At 65.2% G+C, this 13,011-nt stretch carries 14 protein-coding genes; 12 read left to right on the top strand and 2 right to left on the bottom strand.

What is annotated here, in order from left to right; all coding sequences use genetic code 11:
- Positions 1-132 precede the first annotated feature (132 nt).
- The 6 genes from fliL (at position 133) to ACLFLU_RS28390 (ending at position 7,353) form a co-directional block, all read left to right on the top strand.
- Positions 133-633 carry a flagellar basal body-associated protein FliL gene (fliL, locus tag ACLFLU_RS28415; RefSeq protein WP_426408060.1) on the top strand — a complete coding sequence of 167 codons (501 nt, stop codon included), beginning with the start codon at positions 133-135 and terminating at the stop codon, positions 631-633.
- 30 nt (positions 634-663) lie between these two features.
- A complete protein-coding gene (fliM, locus tag ACLFLU_RS28410) occupies positions 664-1,866 on the top strand; it encodes a flagellar motor switch protein FliM (protein ID WP_426408059.1) in 1,203 nt (400 codons plus the stop codon).
- Positions 1,863-2,324 carry a DUF6468 domain-containing protein gene (locus tag ACLFLU_RS28405; RefSeq protein WP_426408058.1) on the top strand — a complete coding sequence of 154 codons (462 nt, stop codon included), beginning with the start codon at positions 1,863-1,865 and terminating at the stop codon, positions 2,322-2,324. Before fliM ends, ACLFLU_RS28405 begins: the two co-directional genes overlap by 4 nt.
- Positions 2,325-2,333: 9 nt before the next feature.
- Entirely contained in the window at positions 2,334-3,092 is a 759-nt protein-coding gene (locus tag ACLFLU_RS28400; protein WP_426408057.1) for a MotE family protein, read from the top strand.
- Positions 3,093-3,196: 104 nt separating this feature from the next.
- Positions 3,197-6,955, top strand: a complete 3,759-nt coding sequence (locus ACLFLU_RS28395) for a tetratricopeptide repeat protein (protein WP_426408056.1) — start codon at positions 3,197-3,199, stop codon at positions 6,953-6,955.
- Positions 6,956-7,116: 161 nt separating this feature from the next.
- Complete coding sequence (locus tag ACLFLU_RS28390) at positions 7,117-7,353, top strand: hypothetical protein (protein WP_426408055.1); 237 nt, start codon at positions 7,117-7,119, stop codon at positions 7,351-7,353.
- A gap of 11 nt (positions 7,354-7,364) precedes the next feature.
- Here ACLFLU_RS28390 and fliP read toward each other — a convergent pair whose 3' ends face one another.
- A complete protein-coding gene (gene fliP, locus ACLFLU_RS28385; protein ID WP_426408054.1) occupies positions 7,365-8,141 on the bottom strand; it encodes a flagellar type III secretion system pore protein FliP in 777 nt (258 codons plus the stop codon).
- Positions 8,138-9,118, bottom strand: coding sequence for a flagellar biosynthetic protein FliO (locus ACLFLU_RS28380; protein ID WP_426408053.1), 981 nt, complete (start codon positions 9,116-9,118; stop codon positions 8,138-8,140). Before ACLFLU_RS28380 ends, fliP begins: the two co-directional genes overlap by 4 nt.
- A 353-nt stretch (positions 9,119-9,471) precedes the next feature.
- Between ACLFLU_RS28380 and flgB the strand changes: the two genes are divergently transcribed.
- The 6 genes from flgB (at position 9,472) to flhB (ending at position 12,940) form a co-directional block, all read left to right on the top strand.
- Positions 9,472-9,876 (top strand): flagellar basal body rod protein FlgB, encoded by a 405-nt coding sequence (gene flgB / locus ACLFLU_RS28375; RefSeq protein ID WP_426408052.1) that lies wholly within the window; start codon positions 9,472-9,474, stop codon positions 9,874-9,876.
- Positions 9,877-9,894: 18 nt separating this feature from the next.
- On the top strand, positions 9,895-10,320 hold the full coding sequence (gene flgC / locus ACLFLU_RS28370; RefSeq protein ID WP_254194474.1) for a flagellar basal body rod protein FlgC: 426 nt from the start codon (positions 9,895-9,897) through the stop codon (positions 10,318-10,320).
- A 16-nt stretch (positions 10,321-10,336) separates the two neighbouring features.
- Positions 10,337-10,645, top strand: a complete 309-nt coding sequence (gene fliE, locus ACLFLU_RS28365) for a flagellar hook-basal body complex protein FliE (RefSeq protein WP_426408051.1) — start codon at positions 10,337-10,339, stop codon at positions 10,643-10,645.
- A gap of 156 nt (positions 10,646-10,801) precedes the next feature.
- Positions 10,802-11,065 (top strand): flagellar biosynthesis protein FliQ, encoded by a 264-nt coding sequence (fliQ, locus tag ACLFLU_RS28360; RefSeq protein ID WP_209959322.1) that lies wholly within the window; start codon positions 10,802-10,804, stop codon positions 11,063-11,065.
- 17 nt (positions 11,066-11,082) lie between these two features.
- Positions 11,083-11,853 carry a flagellar biosynthetic protein FliR gene (gene fliR, locus ACLFLU_RS28355; RefSeq protein ID WP_426408050.1) on the top strand — a complete coding sequence of 257 codons (771 nt, stop codon included), beginning with the start codon at positions 11,083-11,085 and terminating at the stop codon, positions 11,851-11,853.
- Positions 11,854-11,860: 7 nt separating this feature from the next.
- Positions 11,861-12,940: a flagellar biosynthesis protein FlhB gene (flhB, locus tag ACLFLU_RS28350; protein ID WP_426408049.1), complete on the top strand. Its 1,080-nt coding sequence runs from the start codon at positions 11,861-11,863 to the stop codon at positions 12,938-12,940.
- The last annotated feature ends 71 nt before the right edge of the window (positions 12,941-13,011 follow it).

Raw genomic sequence — 13,011 nt, 5'->3', positions numbered from 1 at the left:
CCGTTAACCATTATTACCGTAGCGTTTGCAGTTAAGAGGAGCGCTTTGCGCTGGGGCATTTGTATCGCGTCACTGTCTGCCAGGAGGCTTCGCTCTTTCGACCCTTTTTGAGATGAGCGAGCCCGGACGATCATGGCAGAGAATGAAGCGGAAGGCGGCGCAGCCGCCGAAGGCGCGGAAGCTGCTGCCCCCAAGAGCAAGTTCAAGCTGATCCTGATCATCGTCGGCGCGCTGGTTGTGCTTGGCGGCGGCGCTGCGACCTGGTTCCTGTTCTTCCGTCATGGCGACGCCGAGCATCACGCCGAGGCCGCGCCCCCGCCGAAGCCGCCGGCCTTCGTCGAAGTGCCCGACATGATGGTCAACCTGGCCGGGGCACCCGGCGAGCGCGTGCAATATCTCAAGCTCAAGATCGTGCTCGAGCTGAAGGAAGAGAAGCAGATCGAGGCGATCAAGCCGTCGATGCCGCGGGTCACCGACATCTTCCAGACCTATGTGCGCGAGCTCCGCTCCTCCGACCTCAACGGCTCCGCCGGCATCTTCCGCCTCAAGGAAGAGCTGACCAGGCGCGTCAACGCCGCGGTCGCGCCGGTCCAGGTCAGCGCGGTGCTGTTCAAGGAAGTCGTGCTCCAGTGAGGATGCTGCGGAAGGAAATAGGCTAGCGTCATGGCCGGCAACGAGCAGATGGACCAGGATGCGATTGCCGCCCAATGGGAGGCGTCGCTCGATTCGGAGGATCCCGCGGAGGCGGCGAAGGCTGCTGCCGAAAACGAACTATCGGAGACCATGGCCCTGCAATGGGCGGCCATGGTCGAGGACGGCAGTCGCGATCTCGGCACCGGCAAGAATTCCGGCGAGCGGGTGCTGTCGCAGGAGGAGATCGACAATCTCCTCGGCTTCACCGTCGGCGACGTCACGCTCGACGACCATTCCGGCATCCGCGCGATCATCGATTCGGCGATGGTCTCCTACGAGCGTCTGCCGATGCTCGAAATCGTCTTCGATCGTCTGGTGCGGTTGCTGACGACCTCCTTGCGCAATTTCACCTCCGACAACGTCGAAGTCTCGCTCGATCGCATCACCTCGGTGCGCTTCGGCGACTACATGAACTCGATCCCGCTGCCTGCCGTGCTCTCGGTCTTCAAGGCCGAGGAGTGGGACAATTTCGGCATGGCGACGGTCGATTCCAATCTGATCTACTCGATGATCGACGTGCTGCTCGGCGGCCGCCGCGGCTCGAGCCAGCTCCGCATCGAGGGCCGGCCCTACACCACGATCGAGACCGAGCTCGTCAAGCGCCTGGTCGAGGTGGTGCTGGCCGATGCCGAGCAGGCGTTCCGGCCGCTCTCGCCGGTGACCTTCACCATCGACCGGCTCGAGACCAATCCGCGCTTTGCCGCGATCAGCCGTCCCGCCAACGCCGCGATCCTGGTGCGCCTGCGTATCGACATGGAAGACCGCGGCGGTAACATCGAACTGCTGCTGCCTTACGCGACCATCGAACCGATCCGGGCCGTCCTGCTCCAGATGTTCATGGGCGAAAAGTTCGGCCGCGACCCGATCTGGGAAGGCCATTTCGCCACCGAGATCGTGCAGGCCGAGATTTCCGTCGACGCCGTGCTCTACGAGGCCGACATTCCGCTCAAGCAGCTGATGCGGCTGAAGGTCGGCGACACGCTGCCGCTGGACATGCGCGCCGATGCCAACGTCACCGTGCGCTGCGGCGACGTCACGATCACCGAAGGACGCATGGGCCGGGTCGGGGAGCGCGTTGCGATCCGCGTGACGAAACCCCTGCGCAAGCCAAGTACGACACTTGCGATGTTCGAGAAGGTGGACGAACAGAACAAGCTGATGGAGGCCCCATGAACCACTCCCTAGGAATGGCGATCGAGACGCTGGTGGCTATCCTGCTGATGCTCACCATCGGCTACTGCATCCTGCTCAACAAGCGGCTGACGCGGCTGAAGGCGGATGAGCATTCGCTGAAGGCTGTCATCGGCGAGCTCATCACCGCGACCGAGATCGCCGAGCGGGCGATCGGCGGGCTCAAGCTCGCGGTGCGCGACGTCAACGAGAATCTCGGCAGCCAGCTGGCCGCCGCCACGCAGATGTCCGACCAGCTCCACAAGCAGCTCGGCGAAGCCGACAACGTGGTGCGCCGCCTCTCCAAGATCGCGATCGCGGCGCGCCCCGTCACGAATCCGGAAGCCGCAGCCGCCCCTGTCGCCAAGCCGTCGCCGGCAAAGGCGGTGGCCGCGGCCGCCGAAGCGTTCTCGGAGCGACGCAGGTCTAATGGACTTGGGTCCAACGGTCTTGCCGCATAAAGTCAGGGTATGAAGTCCTTTCGTAACATCCGCGTCATTCCGGTCGTCCTGGTTGCGGTCGCAGGTCTCGCTACGCTGAAAGTGGCGGGCCTCGTGATCAATGGCGGCTATGTCTTCGACTACCAGCCGAGCAAGGTGAAGAAGTCCTGGGCGCAGGAGAATTTGAATTTTCCCGGGGGCGAGGACCCTGACATCACCGGTTCCACGCATGGAGCGCCGAAGGAAGCGCCGAAGCCGGCCGCGCCTGAGACCAAGATGGAGGGCACCCCAGTCAAGATGGACGAGGCCCAGCCGCAGGTCTCCGCCTCGGAGCGCGCGATCCTGGAACGGTTGCAGGCGCGCCGCCAGGAGATCGAGTCCCGTCAGCGCGAGATCGATATCCGCGAGAGCCTTTTGAAGTCGGCCGAGAAGCGTATCGAGGACAAGGTCGAGGAGATGAAGGCGGTGGAATCCCGCATCACCGCGACCCAGGCCGAGCAGAAGGCCGCCGAGGCCCAGCGCATGAAGGGCCTCGTCACCATGTATGAGGGCATGAAGCCCAAGGACGCGGCGCGGGTGTTCGACCGGCTGGAAATGGGTGTGCTGATCGAGATCGCCTCGGCGATCGCCCCGCGAAAGATGTCCGACATTTTGGGCCTGATGTCGCCCGAGGCCGCCGAGCGGCTGACAGTCGAGATGGCACGCCGTGCCAATGGGGGCGGGGATCAGGCTGCTTCCGTCGGCGATCTCCCCAAGATCGACGGCAAGCCGACGCAAAAGCCGAATTGAGGGCTCATACTTAAGAAGTCCTTAATTGGCAAAACCTACACTCAAGGGCAGGGGCCGGCGCCAGTTCCGGCGATGGACCCGTCGAACCGGAAGATATGCCGCCAATGGCGCGAGAGGCTGCCGCTGGATTTGTGTCGCGAGCCCGCGCTTTGGCGTTGGGGCTGTCGCGCCATGTCCGCAAGGCACCTGTGCTGGCAGCCTGCCTCCTGATCGGCCTCGGTGCGCCTAGCCGAGCTGCCGACGCGGTCCGGGGAGAGGCGAGCTTTTCGGCCGGCGGCGGCTTTGCCCGTCTCGTGATCAAGCTCGGCGAGGACGTTCCCTCCGAGGTGACGACCGCCGGCTCCATCCTCATCATCCGCTTCGACCGTCCCGTCGACGTTCCCGTCGACCGCGTGCCTGAAGGCGCGCCCGATTACGTCAACTCCGCCCGCCGCGACCCCGACGGCAGCGCGATCCGGCTGTCGCTGGCGCGGCGCGTCACCGTCAACACCATGAATGCCGGCGAGCGTACCTTCGTCGATCTGATGCCGGAAGGCTGGAAGGGGCCGCCACCGAGCCTGCCTCAGGAGGTGGTCAAGGAACTCGCCGAGCGCGCGCGCGCCGCCGAGCGCGCGCTACGCGCCCAGCGCGCCGCGGCCGAAAGCAAGAAGCGTCCGCCGATCCGTGTGCGGGCCTCGGTGCAGCCGACCTTCGTGCGCTTCGTCTTCGAGATGCCCGATGGCGTCGGCGTCTCCTCCGTGCTCAACGAGCAGAAGCTGACGCTCGCCTTCAACGCTAATCTCAGCTTCGACCTCGCGGACGCCGTCGTCGCCGCACCGCCGAACGTCGCGTCGATCAAGCAGAAGTCCGATATCGACCAGACCAGCGTCGAGATCGCGCTGATCGGCGATTCCGACGTGCACTCCTTCCGCGACGACAAGAATTACGTCGTCGACATCGCCTTCCAGCCCGACAAGGGCAAGACGGCCGCAACGCCTGAAGCCACGATCGCGAAGGCTGAAGCCGGCGGTCGCGGATCTGCCGCGGAAAAGCCGGCGGCGGCCAAGCCGAAGGACGCCCATGGCGAGATCAAGCCGCCGACGTCGGAGGCGATCGCGCGCGAAGCCAAAATCGAGGTCAAGCCCGAGGTGAAGTCGGAGGCGCCCGCGATGCCGGTTGCCGAAGCACCGAAACCTGCGCCGGCAATAGCCTCGACCGAAGCTCCGCACGTCACGGAAGCGCCCAAGCCCGCGCCGCCGGCAATGGAAGCCGCAGCGCCTGCTGTTCCTGCCCAGCCCGTGGTGACCGAAGCGCCCAAAGAGGTCGTGAAGGAAGCTGCGAAGGAGCCGATCAGGGAAGAGCCAAAGGAAGCGATGAAGGAGGCACCGAAGGAGGCGCCCAAGGCCGCGCCCGTCGAGGCCCAGGCTTCGCCGCCGCCCGCGGCGGCCAGCGTCGATGCACGGCGTGACAGCGACGGCCTGCGCGTGACGTTCCCGCTTCAGGTCTCAACGCCTGCGGCCGCGTTCCGCCGCGGGGACACGGTGTGGCTGGTGTTCGACTCGCCAAAGCCGATCGACGTCGAGGCGATCCGCACCAAAGGCGGCGCAATGATCGGCGAGGTCAGCCGCGTGCCGCTCGAGAAGGGGCAGGCGGTGCGCATCCGTCTCACCCGCCCTCTGGTCTATTCACTGACCAGCGAGGAGGTCGGCAAGGAGACCAACTGGCTGCTCACGCTCGCCGACAAGATCCAGGCGACGCCTTTGCCGCTGATGATGTCGCGCAACATCACCGACCCTGCGCTCGCCAACATCGCCATCCCCTTTGCCAATCCGGGCCTGCTGCACAAGCTCACCGATCCTGATGCCGGCGACATGCTCTATGTCGTCACCGCACAGCGGCCGGTCCGTGGCTTCATCAAGCGGCAGGATCTCGTCGATCTCTCGCTGCTGGAATCCGCCCACGGCATCGCGATCCGGCCGAACTCCGACGAAATCGGCGTCGAGGTCGGATCGGACAAGGTCATCCTCGGCAAGAAAGGCGGCCTGACGCTGTCGCCGGTCGACGTCTCCGCCGAGCGGGCACCGACGGCGGTGCGGCCGGTCTTCAATCCCGAGGGCTGGCGCAAGGGCCAGTCGGAGGATTTCTGGACGCGCCAGAGCGAACTGATCATGGCGATCTCTGCCGTCGAGCCGGCGCAGCGTTCGCTGCCGCGGCTCGATCTTGCCCAGTTCTACATGTCGCGCGCGATGTATCACGAAGCCAAATCCGTGACCGAATTGATGCTGAGCGATCCCCTCAACAAGGAAGAGAGCAGTGCGCTGATCATCCACGCGATCGCGAGCATCCTGATCGGACGGCCGGCCCTGGGCCTGAAGGATCTCGCCAATCCCGTGATCGGCAACAGCCACGATTCGCAGCTCTGGAAGGCGCTCGCCTATGCGCGCCAGGGCAAATGGGCGGACGCTCGCGAAAAATTCAAGAATGTCGAATTCGCCATCGCCTCGCTGCCGCTCGACATCCAGCGCATCGTGACGATGGATGCGATGCGCGCCTCGCTCGAGGTGAAGGACTATGCCGGCGCCTCCAAGCGCCGCGGCGAGATCGAGGTGGTCGGCGTGTCGCCGGAGGCCGCGCCCGGCTTTGCCGTGCTGCGCGGCCGGCTCGCCGAGGCGCTCGGCCACGACAAGGACGCGCTCGACGATTACAAATTCGCCGTCGCCTCGGACGACCGCCCGGCCGCCGCCGAGGCCAAGCAGCTCGAGGTCGCGCTGCGGCAGAAGCGTGACGAGATCAGCAAGGAAGACGCGCTGAAGGAGCTCGAGACGCTGTCGATGACCTGGCGCGGCGACGCGGTCGAGGTCAAGACGCTGCAGATGCTGTCGCAGCTTTATTCGGAGAACGGACGCTATCGCGACGCGCTCACCGCGGCGCGCACCGCGACCAGGCTGCAGCCGAACGCGGAAGCCTCGCGCCAGGCGCAGGATCTGGCGTCGGACCTGTTCACGCAGATCTTCCTGGGGCCGAAGGGCGACGAACTGCCGCCGGTCGAGGCGCTCGGGATGTTCTACGAGTTCCGCGAGCTGACGCCGATCGGCCGGCGCGGTGATGAGTTGATCCGCCGCCTGGCCGATCGTCTCGCCTCGATCGATCTGCTCGACCAGGCCGCCGAGCTCTTGCAATACCAGGTCGACCACCGCCTCGAAGGCGCCGCGCGCGCGCAGGTCGCCGCGCGCCTTGCCATGATCTACCTCGCCAACCGCAAGCCCGACATGGCGATCACGGCGCTGCGCGCGAGCCGCATCAGCGACCTCTCCGGCGAGTTGCGGCAGCAGCGCCTGCTGCTCGAGGCGCGCGCGCAGAGCGACGTCGGCCGCCATGACCTCGCGCTCGACATCGTCTCGAACGTCGGTGGGCGCGAGGTGCTGCGGCTACGGTCCGACATCTTCTGGGCGGGACGGCGCTGGCGCGAGTCCGCCGAGCAGATCGAGCTCTATTACGGCGACCGCTTCCGCGACTTCAAGCCGCTCAATGCGGTGGAGAAGAGTGACATCATCCGCGCCGCCGTCGGCTATGCGCTCGCCGATGACTCGATCGGCCTGTCGCGCTTCCGCGAGAAATACGCCCCCCTGATGAGCGAGAGCGCAGACCGGCTCGCCTTCGACATCGCCAGCAAGCCGGCAGCCGGCTCCAGCGCCGAATTCGCCGACATTGCAAAGCTCGCCGCAAGCGTCGACACGCTCGACGGCTTCCTCCGCGAGATGAAGCAGCGCTTCCCCGACGCCACCGCCCGCGCCCCCGCCGCCCCGCAGGCCAAGGATGAGACCGATCATACCGGCTCGCTGCCGACGATCCCCGTCGTGCGGCAGATCAAGATGACGCGGTAGAGCATGATCCGGAAAAGTGCGCCGCGGTTTTCCGAAAAGATCATGCTCAAACAACAACCTAAAGCGCGCATCGCGCTTTAGGAACCCCGCTACTTCTGGCCTCTCGACAGGTGCCGGGCGAGACGGCAACCTGTGCACCTTCATGCCGGGAGAGCGACGATATGAGCAAGCCTGCCAAGACCGAAGCCGAACTCATCGCCATGGCGCGGGCCGAGTTGAAGGTCCATACCGACGGCCCCGAGGGCATGATCATCTCGATCGTCCGCGATGGCGGCAGCTGGGAGTTCCGCGCCGATGCCGACCAGGCGACGCGGGACAAGCCCGGTTTCCCCGAAAGCGTCGCCATGCTGGTGCAAATCGGCGATCACCTCAGCAAGCAATATGATGTGAAGGGGTAGGGGGCCGCCCGCTACCCCCCGTAACTCTGCACCAGGCTTCCCGCCACCAGCGACCAGCCGTCGACCAGCACGAAGAAGATCAGCTTGAACGGCAGCGAGATCGTCGCGGGCGGCAGCATCATCATGCCCATCGACATCAGCACCGAGGCGACGACGAGGTCGATGATCAGGAAGGGGAGGAACAGCAGGAAGCCGATCTCGAAGGCGCGCTTCAGCTCGGAGATCATGAAGGCGGGCACGAGAATGCGGAGCGCGAGCTCGTCGGGCGTCGCCGGCGGCGGCTCGCCGGAGAGATCGAGAAACAGCTTCAGGTCCTTCTCGCGCACGTTCTTCTGCATGAAGCCGCGCAAGGGGACGGAGGCGCGCTGGAGCGCATCCTCGACGCTGATCTGGTTGGCGACGAGCGGGCGGATGCCGTCGTCGTAGGATTTCTGCAGCACCGGCCCCATCACGAAGAAAGTGAGGAACATCGCCAGCGCCAGGATCACCGAGTTGGGGGGCGCGGTCGCCGTGCCCATGGCGGTGCGCAGCAGCGACAGCACGACCACGATGCGCGTGAACGACGTCATCATGATCAGGATCGACGGCGCGATCGACAGCACCGTGAGCAGTGCGATCAGCTGGATCGCGCGCTCGGTGACGCCGCCACCGCCAGCGCCGCCGCCGCCGAGATTGATGCTGATGTCCTGCGCAAGCGCAGGGGAGGCAAGCAAACCCGTGGCGAGCAAGGCCGCGGCGATCAGAACAGAAGGGACAAGAACTCTACGCGGGAAGGACGGCAGCCTCACGAAGACGGCTTCGGACGGCCGAGCAGCGAGGCCATCTCGTCTTCGAGATTTTCAAAGCTGGTCTTTTCCGGAGCAGGCCTGGGCGGCGGCGCCGGAGGGGCCGGCGGTTCGACGCGCGCAGCGCGCGGCGGAGCGGCGGGCGGCTCCGGCGCAACCGGCGGGGCGATGGTCTCGCCGGCCGGACGACGCAGCGCCGCCTCGAGGCGCTGGGCCATCTCGGCGAGATTTTGCTCGGCATTCGACGGCGCGGCGCTAGCCGCCGGCGGCGGAACGGGCGGAGCCTGCGGCACGGGCGGAGGAGGAGGCGGTGGCGGCGCCGCTGCGCGCTCGGCACTCACCGGCGGCACCTTCACCGGCTCGCTCGCGCGCGGCGGGCGCGGCATCAGCGGCGGCTCGCTGCGCGCAACGCGCGGCGGCATCGGCTCGGGGCGGGGCTCACGCTCGGGACGCGGCGGCATCGGTTCGGGCGAAAAGCCGCCGAGCGCCGGTTCGCTGCGGCGTTCGGCCAGAGCAGGCGCCGGCCGGCGGACTTCGTCGGCGAAGGACGGACGCGCGGGCCGCGGCGGTGGCTCGGGCATCTGCGGTTCGGGATGATCGAGCACTTCGGGTCGCGGCGCTTCGTCAGCCCAGCTGCCGGCATCGGGCATCGGGGCGAGGCGCGGCGGCTCGGCGGCGCTGGGACGCTGCGGAATCTGGTCGCGGCCGGCTGCGGCGCGCACGATATTCGGCTCGACGACGATGTCGGTCGGACCGCCGATCATCAGGAGATGTTCGACATTGTCACGGCGCACCAGCACCAGGCGCCGGCGGCCATCGACTGCGGCGGCGTCGATCACGGCGAGCCGGGGCATCCTGCCGCGCTGGGTGTTGGCGCCGAGCCGGGTGGTCGCGAATCGGCGGACCAGCCACGCGGCGACGCCGATCAACGCCAGCACGACGATGAACGCGACGATGAAAGTGATAGGGCTACCGTTCATACCTGTCCCCGGTAAATGGCGCTTCTCTCGTGCCTATGGTCGGATGTGCCGACCACCGGCGTGCGATGCCCCAAAAACTGCGATCTGTTAACGTCCCGCGGCAAGTTTTGCCGTCCCCAACCCTTAATAACCTATGAATCGCCCGATCCAAAACGACTTCTTGGCCTGTGCATGGGCCGCCAAGCGGTTGGGTTAATGTGGCTTTTGGAATGCGTAGAATCACGGGGGGAGCATTGCATGTCTCAATCAGGAACATGCATCCGCCGCGCCTTAACCACCTGTTAACCATACACGCGGCAAATTCTGCCTAGCTTCGGACTTCAGGTCCGCAAGAGGCGGAAGGAGCCGCAACGATGTCCATCAACGATCTTCCGGTGCTGTCGGCGCTTCGCACCAAGATGCAGTGGCACCAGGAACGCCAGCGCGTCCTGTCCGAGAACGTCTCCAATTCCGACACCCCCAATTTCCGGCCGCGCGAGCTGGTCGAGCCGAAATTCGACAAGACCGGCGCACCCGCGGGCGCGATGGGGCCGCTGGCCATGGCCGTCACCAGTGCCGCCCACATGACGCCATCGGGGGCGGCCTCGAGCTTTGACCAGAACAAGAATGCGGGTTTCGAGACCCGTCCTGCGGGCAATGCCGTCAATCTCGAAGAGGAGATGATGAAGTCTGCCAACAACCAGATGGATTATGCGGCGGTCACCTCGCTCTATTCCAAGAGCCTGCATCTTCTGAAGACCGCGATCGGCAAAGGCTAGAGCTAGAGGACGCAGACCATGGCGAATGACAGCAGTGACTTTGCCCGCTCGATGGCGATCGCGACCTCCGGGTTGCGGGCGCAGGCCGGGCGCATGCGGGTGATCTCGGAAAACATCGCGAATGCGGACTCGACTGCGCCGACCGCAGGCGGCGATCCCTATCGGCGCAAGGTGCCGACGTTCTCCTCGGCGCTCGACCGCGCGCTCGACGCGCAGGTCGTCACGCTCGGCAAGATCAAGCCCGACCAGTCCAACTTCCGCGTCAAATACGAGCCGAGCAATCCGGCGGCGGATGCCACCGGCAACGTCAAATATCCCAACGTGAATTCGGTGGTCGAGATGACCGACATGCGCGATGCGCAGCGGTCCTACGAGGCCAATGTCAACATCATCAGTGCAACGCGCCGGATGATCCAGCGCACGCTCGACATCCTCAAGAGCTGAACAGGAACCTTAAGCCATGGCAACACCGACAATCGCGGCCAATGCTTATGCCAACCTCGCCCGCGTGCTGGAAAACGCCGGCGCCGGCAAGGGCAGCGAGGCGAGCGGGCAGTCCTTTGCCTCGCTGCTGAAGGACGCCGTTGGCAGCGTCATGGAATCCGGCCGCAAATCGGATGCGCAGACCGTCGCGATGGCCTCCGGCAAGGCCAACGTGATGGACGTGGTGACGGCGGTCGCCGACACCGACGTTGCTGTGTCCACGCTGGTCTCGGTCCGCGACCGCGTGATCGCGGCGTACGAAGACATCATGAAAATGCCGATCTGATTTCGACCTCCGTCGTCATTGCGAGCGTAGCGAAGCAATCCAGAGTCTTTCCGCGGCAACAGTCTGGATTGCTTCGCTACGCTCGCAATGACGGGGAGGGGCCGTGTGGTCCTCGTCGGAGCGCCGGGGATGAAGCTTAAACAAGGAACTCTACAAATGACCGGACCCGAGACCCTCGACGTCGCCCGCGATGCGATCTGGACTATCGTCATCGTGTCCTCGCCGCTGATGGTGGTCGGACTCGTGGTCGGCGTGGTCGTGTCGCTGTTCCAGGCGCTGACGCAGATTCAGGAACAGACGCTGGTCTACGTGCCGAAGATCCTGGCCATCTTTGCCACAATGCTGCTGGCGTTACCGTTCATGGCCGACGCCCTCCATTCCCACATGCTGCGGATCTCGTCGCGAATCATCGGCGGCTGAGGCACAATGCGCCCACCATGCGCATCGACGTCTCGTTGCTGCCGGCGCTTGCCGCGGCCTTCATGCTCGCCTTCGCCCGGGTCGGCGCGATGGTGATGCTGCTGCCGGGGCTCGGCGAGACCAACATCCCGACGCGGGTGAAGCTGTCGATCGCGCTTCTGTTGACGTTGATCATCCTGCCGCTTCATCGCAACGCCTATCAGGTCGACATGGGCTCGCTCGCGCCGATGCTGGTGTTGATGCTGCATGAGATCGTGATCGGAATCGTGCTGGGCGCGACCGCGCGCGTGACGCTGTCGGCGCTCCAGGTCGCAGGCGCCGTGATCGCGCAGCAGATGGGACTCGGCTTTGTGACCTCGGTTGATCCGACGCAAGGGCAGCAGGGCGTTCTGGTCGGCAATTTCCTCACCATGCTGGGTGTGACGTTGCTGTTCGCCACCGACAGCCATCATCTGGTGATCGCGGCGTTGAACGACAGCTACGCGATCTTCGCTCCGGGCGAAACCATGTCGAGCGGCGACGTCGCGTCGCTTGCCACGCGGGCTTTCTCCGCCGCGTTTCTGCTCGGCTTGCAGCTGTCGGGGCCGTTCCTGGTGTTCGGCCTCGTCTTCAATATCGGGCTCGGCGTGCTGGCGCGGCTGATGCCGCAGATGCAGGTCTATTTCGTCGGCGTGCCGCTGTCGATCTTCGTGGGTTTCATGGTGCTGGCCTTGGTGCTCACGGCGATGATGGGCACCTATCTCGACTACTTCATCGGTGTCATGCACCAGATGCTGCCGCTCAAATAGGTGATCGATGGCGGAAGACAGCGATCCAGAGAGTCAAACAGAAGACCCGACGCAAAAACGTCTCGAACAGGCGCTTGAACGCGGCGACGTTGCCAAAAGCCAGGAGATCAACACCTGGTTCATGATCGCAGGCGGCACCCTCGTGGTTTCGACCTTCTCCGGCTCGGTCGGCAGCGGCCTTGTGACGCCGTTGCGCAACCTGCTCGCCAATTCCTGGATGATCAAGACCGACGGCGGGAACCTGCTCGCGCTGATGCAGCAGATCGAGGTCGCGGTGTTGGCTGCTGTCGGCGTGCCGCTCCTGATGCTGGTGATCGCGGCCATTGCCGGCAACATGCTGCAGCACCGCCTGGTGTGGTCGGCGGAATCCCTCACGCCCAAATTCAGCAAGCTCTCGCCTGCTGCCGGCTTCAAGCGCATCTTCGGCAAGCAGGCGGGAGCCAATTTCCTGAAGGGCATCGGCAAGCTCGTCGTGCTCGGGGTGGTCATGACCACGATCCTGTGGCCGGAGCGGCATCGTATGGAGGCGATGGTCAAGCTCGATCCGGGCGCGATGATGGGCGCCATTACCAGCCTGACGGTCCATCTGCTCGGCGCGGTGGTTGCAGCGCTCGCGATCATCGCGATCGGCGACTATTTCTTCCAGTATCGCAGCTGGTTCCAGCGGCAGAAGATGTCGCTCCAGGAGATCAAGGAAGAGTTCAAGCAGTCCGAAGGCGACCCGCACATCAAGGGCAAGCTCAGGCAGTTGCGCCAGCAGCGCTCCAAGAAGCGCATGATGGCCGCGGTTCCCAAGGCCTCCGTGATCATCACCAACCCGACCCACTATTCGGTGGCGCTGTCCTATGAGCGCGGCATGTCGGCCCCGATCTGCGTCGCCAAGGGCGTCGACAACCTCGCTTTCAAGATCCGGGAAATCGCGCGCGAGCACGACATCCCGATCGTCGAGAACGTGCCACTGGCCCGCGCGCTGTACGCCACCGCCGACATCGACAAGGAAATCCCAGTCGAGCACTACCATGCGGTCGCCGAAATCATCGGCTACGTCATCCGGCTGAAGCGCGGTTTTAGCGCCGCGCAGCAATAAGACCCCCGAAAAGTACCGGAAATGGCTGTAAACTGGGAATCAGCGTACCTTTCGCCCCTGCCGCCCTTGCG

Source organism: Bradyrhizobium ganzhouense (assembly GCF_049949285.1).
Lineage (GTDB): Bacteria > Pseudomonadota > Alphaproteobacteria > Rhizobiales > Xanthobacteraceae > Bradyrhizobium > Bradyrhizobium ganzhouense.
The sequence above is the reverse complement of the archived record's forward strand: the minus strand, read 5'-3'. Positions and strand labels throughout refer to the sequence as shown.

What these genes read in the sequence shown, in the direction of transcription:
- fliL (WP_426408060.1), top strand. Translation starts at nt 133, where the DNA reads ATGGCAGAGAATGAAGCGGAAGGCGGCGCAGCCGCCGAAGGCGCGGAA.
- fliM (WP_426408059.1), top strand. Translation starts at nt 664, where the DNA reads ATGGCCGGCAACGAGCAGATGGACCAGGATGCGATTGCCGCCCAATGG.
- ACLFLU_RS28405 (WP_426408058.1), top strand. Translation starts at nt 1,863, where the DNA reads ATGAACCACTCCCTAGGAATGGCGATCGAGACGCTGGTGGCTATCCTG.
- ACLFLU_RS28400 (WP_426408057.1), top strand. Translation starts at nt 2,334, where the DNA reads ATGAAGTCCTTTCGTAACATCCGCGTCATTCCGGTCGTCCTGGTTGCG.
- ACLFLU_RS28395 (WP_426408056.1), top strand. Translation starts at nt 3,197, where the DNA reads ATGGCGCGAGAGGCTGCCGCTGGATTTGTGTCGCGAGCCCGCGCTTTG.
- ACLFLU_RS28390 (WP_426408055.1), top strand. Translation starts at nt 7,117, where the DNA reads ATGAGCAAGCCTGCCAAGACCGAAGCCGAACTCATCGCCATGGCGCGG.
- ACLFLU_RS28380 (WP_426408053.1), bottom strand. Translation starts at nt 9,118, where the DNA reads ATGAACGGTAGCCCTATCACTTTCATCGTCGCGTTCATCGTCGTGCTG.
- flgB (WP_426408052.1), top strand. Translation starts at nt 9,472, where the DNA reads ATGTCCATCAACGATCTTCCGGTGCTGTCGGCGCTTCGCACCAAGATG.
- flgC (WP_254194474.1), top strand. Translation starts at nt 9,895, where the DNA reads ATGGCGAATGACAGCAGTGACTTTGCCCGCTCGATGGCGATCGCGACC.
- fliE (WP_426408051.1), top strand. Translation starts at nt 10,337, where the DNA reads ATGGCAACACCGACAATCGCGGCCAATGCTTATGCCAACCTCGCCCGC.
- fliQ (WP_209959322.1), top strand. Translation starts at nt 10,802, where the DNA reads ATGACCGGACCCGAGACCCTCGACGTCGCCCGCGATGCGATCTGGACT.
- fliR (WP_426408050.1), top strand. Translation starts at nt 11,083, where the DNA reads ATGCGCATCGACGTCTCGTTGCTGCCGGCGCTTGCCGCGGCCTTCATG.
- flhB (WP_426408049.1), top strand. Translation starts at nt 11,861, where the DNA reads ATGGCGGAAGACAGCGATCCAGAGAGTCAAACAGAAGACCCGACGCAA.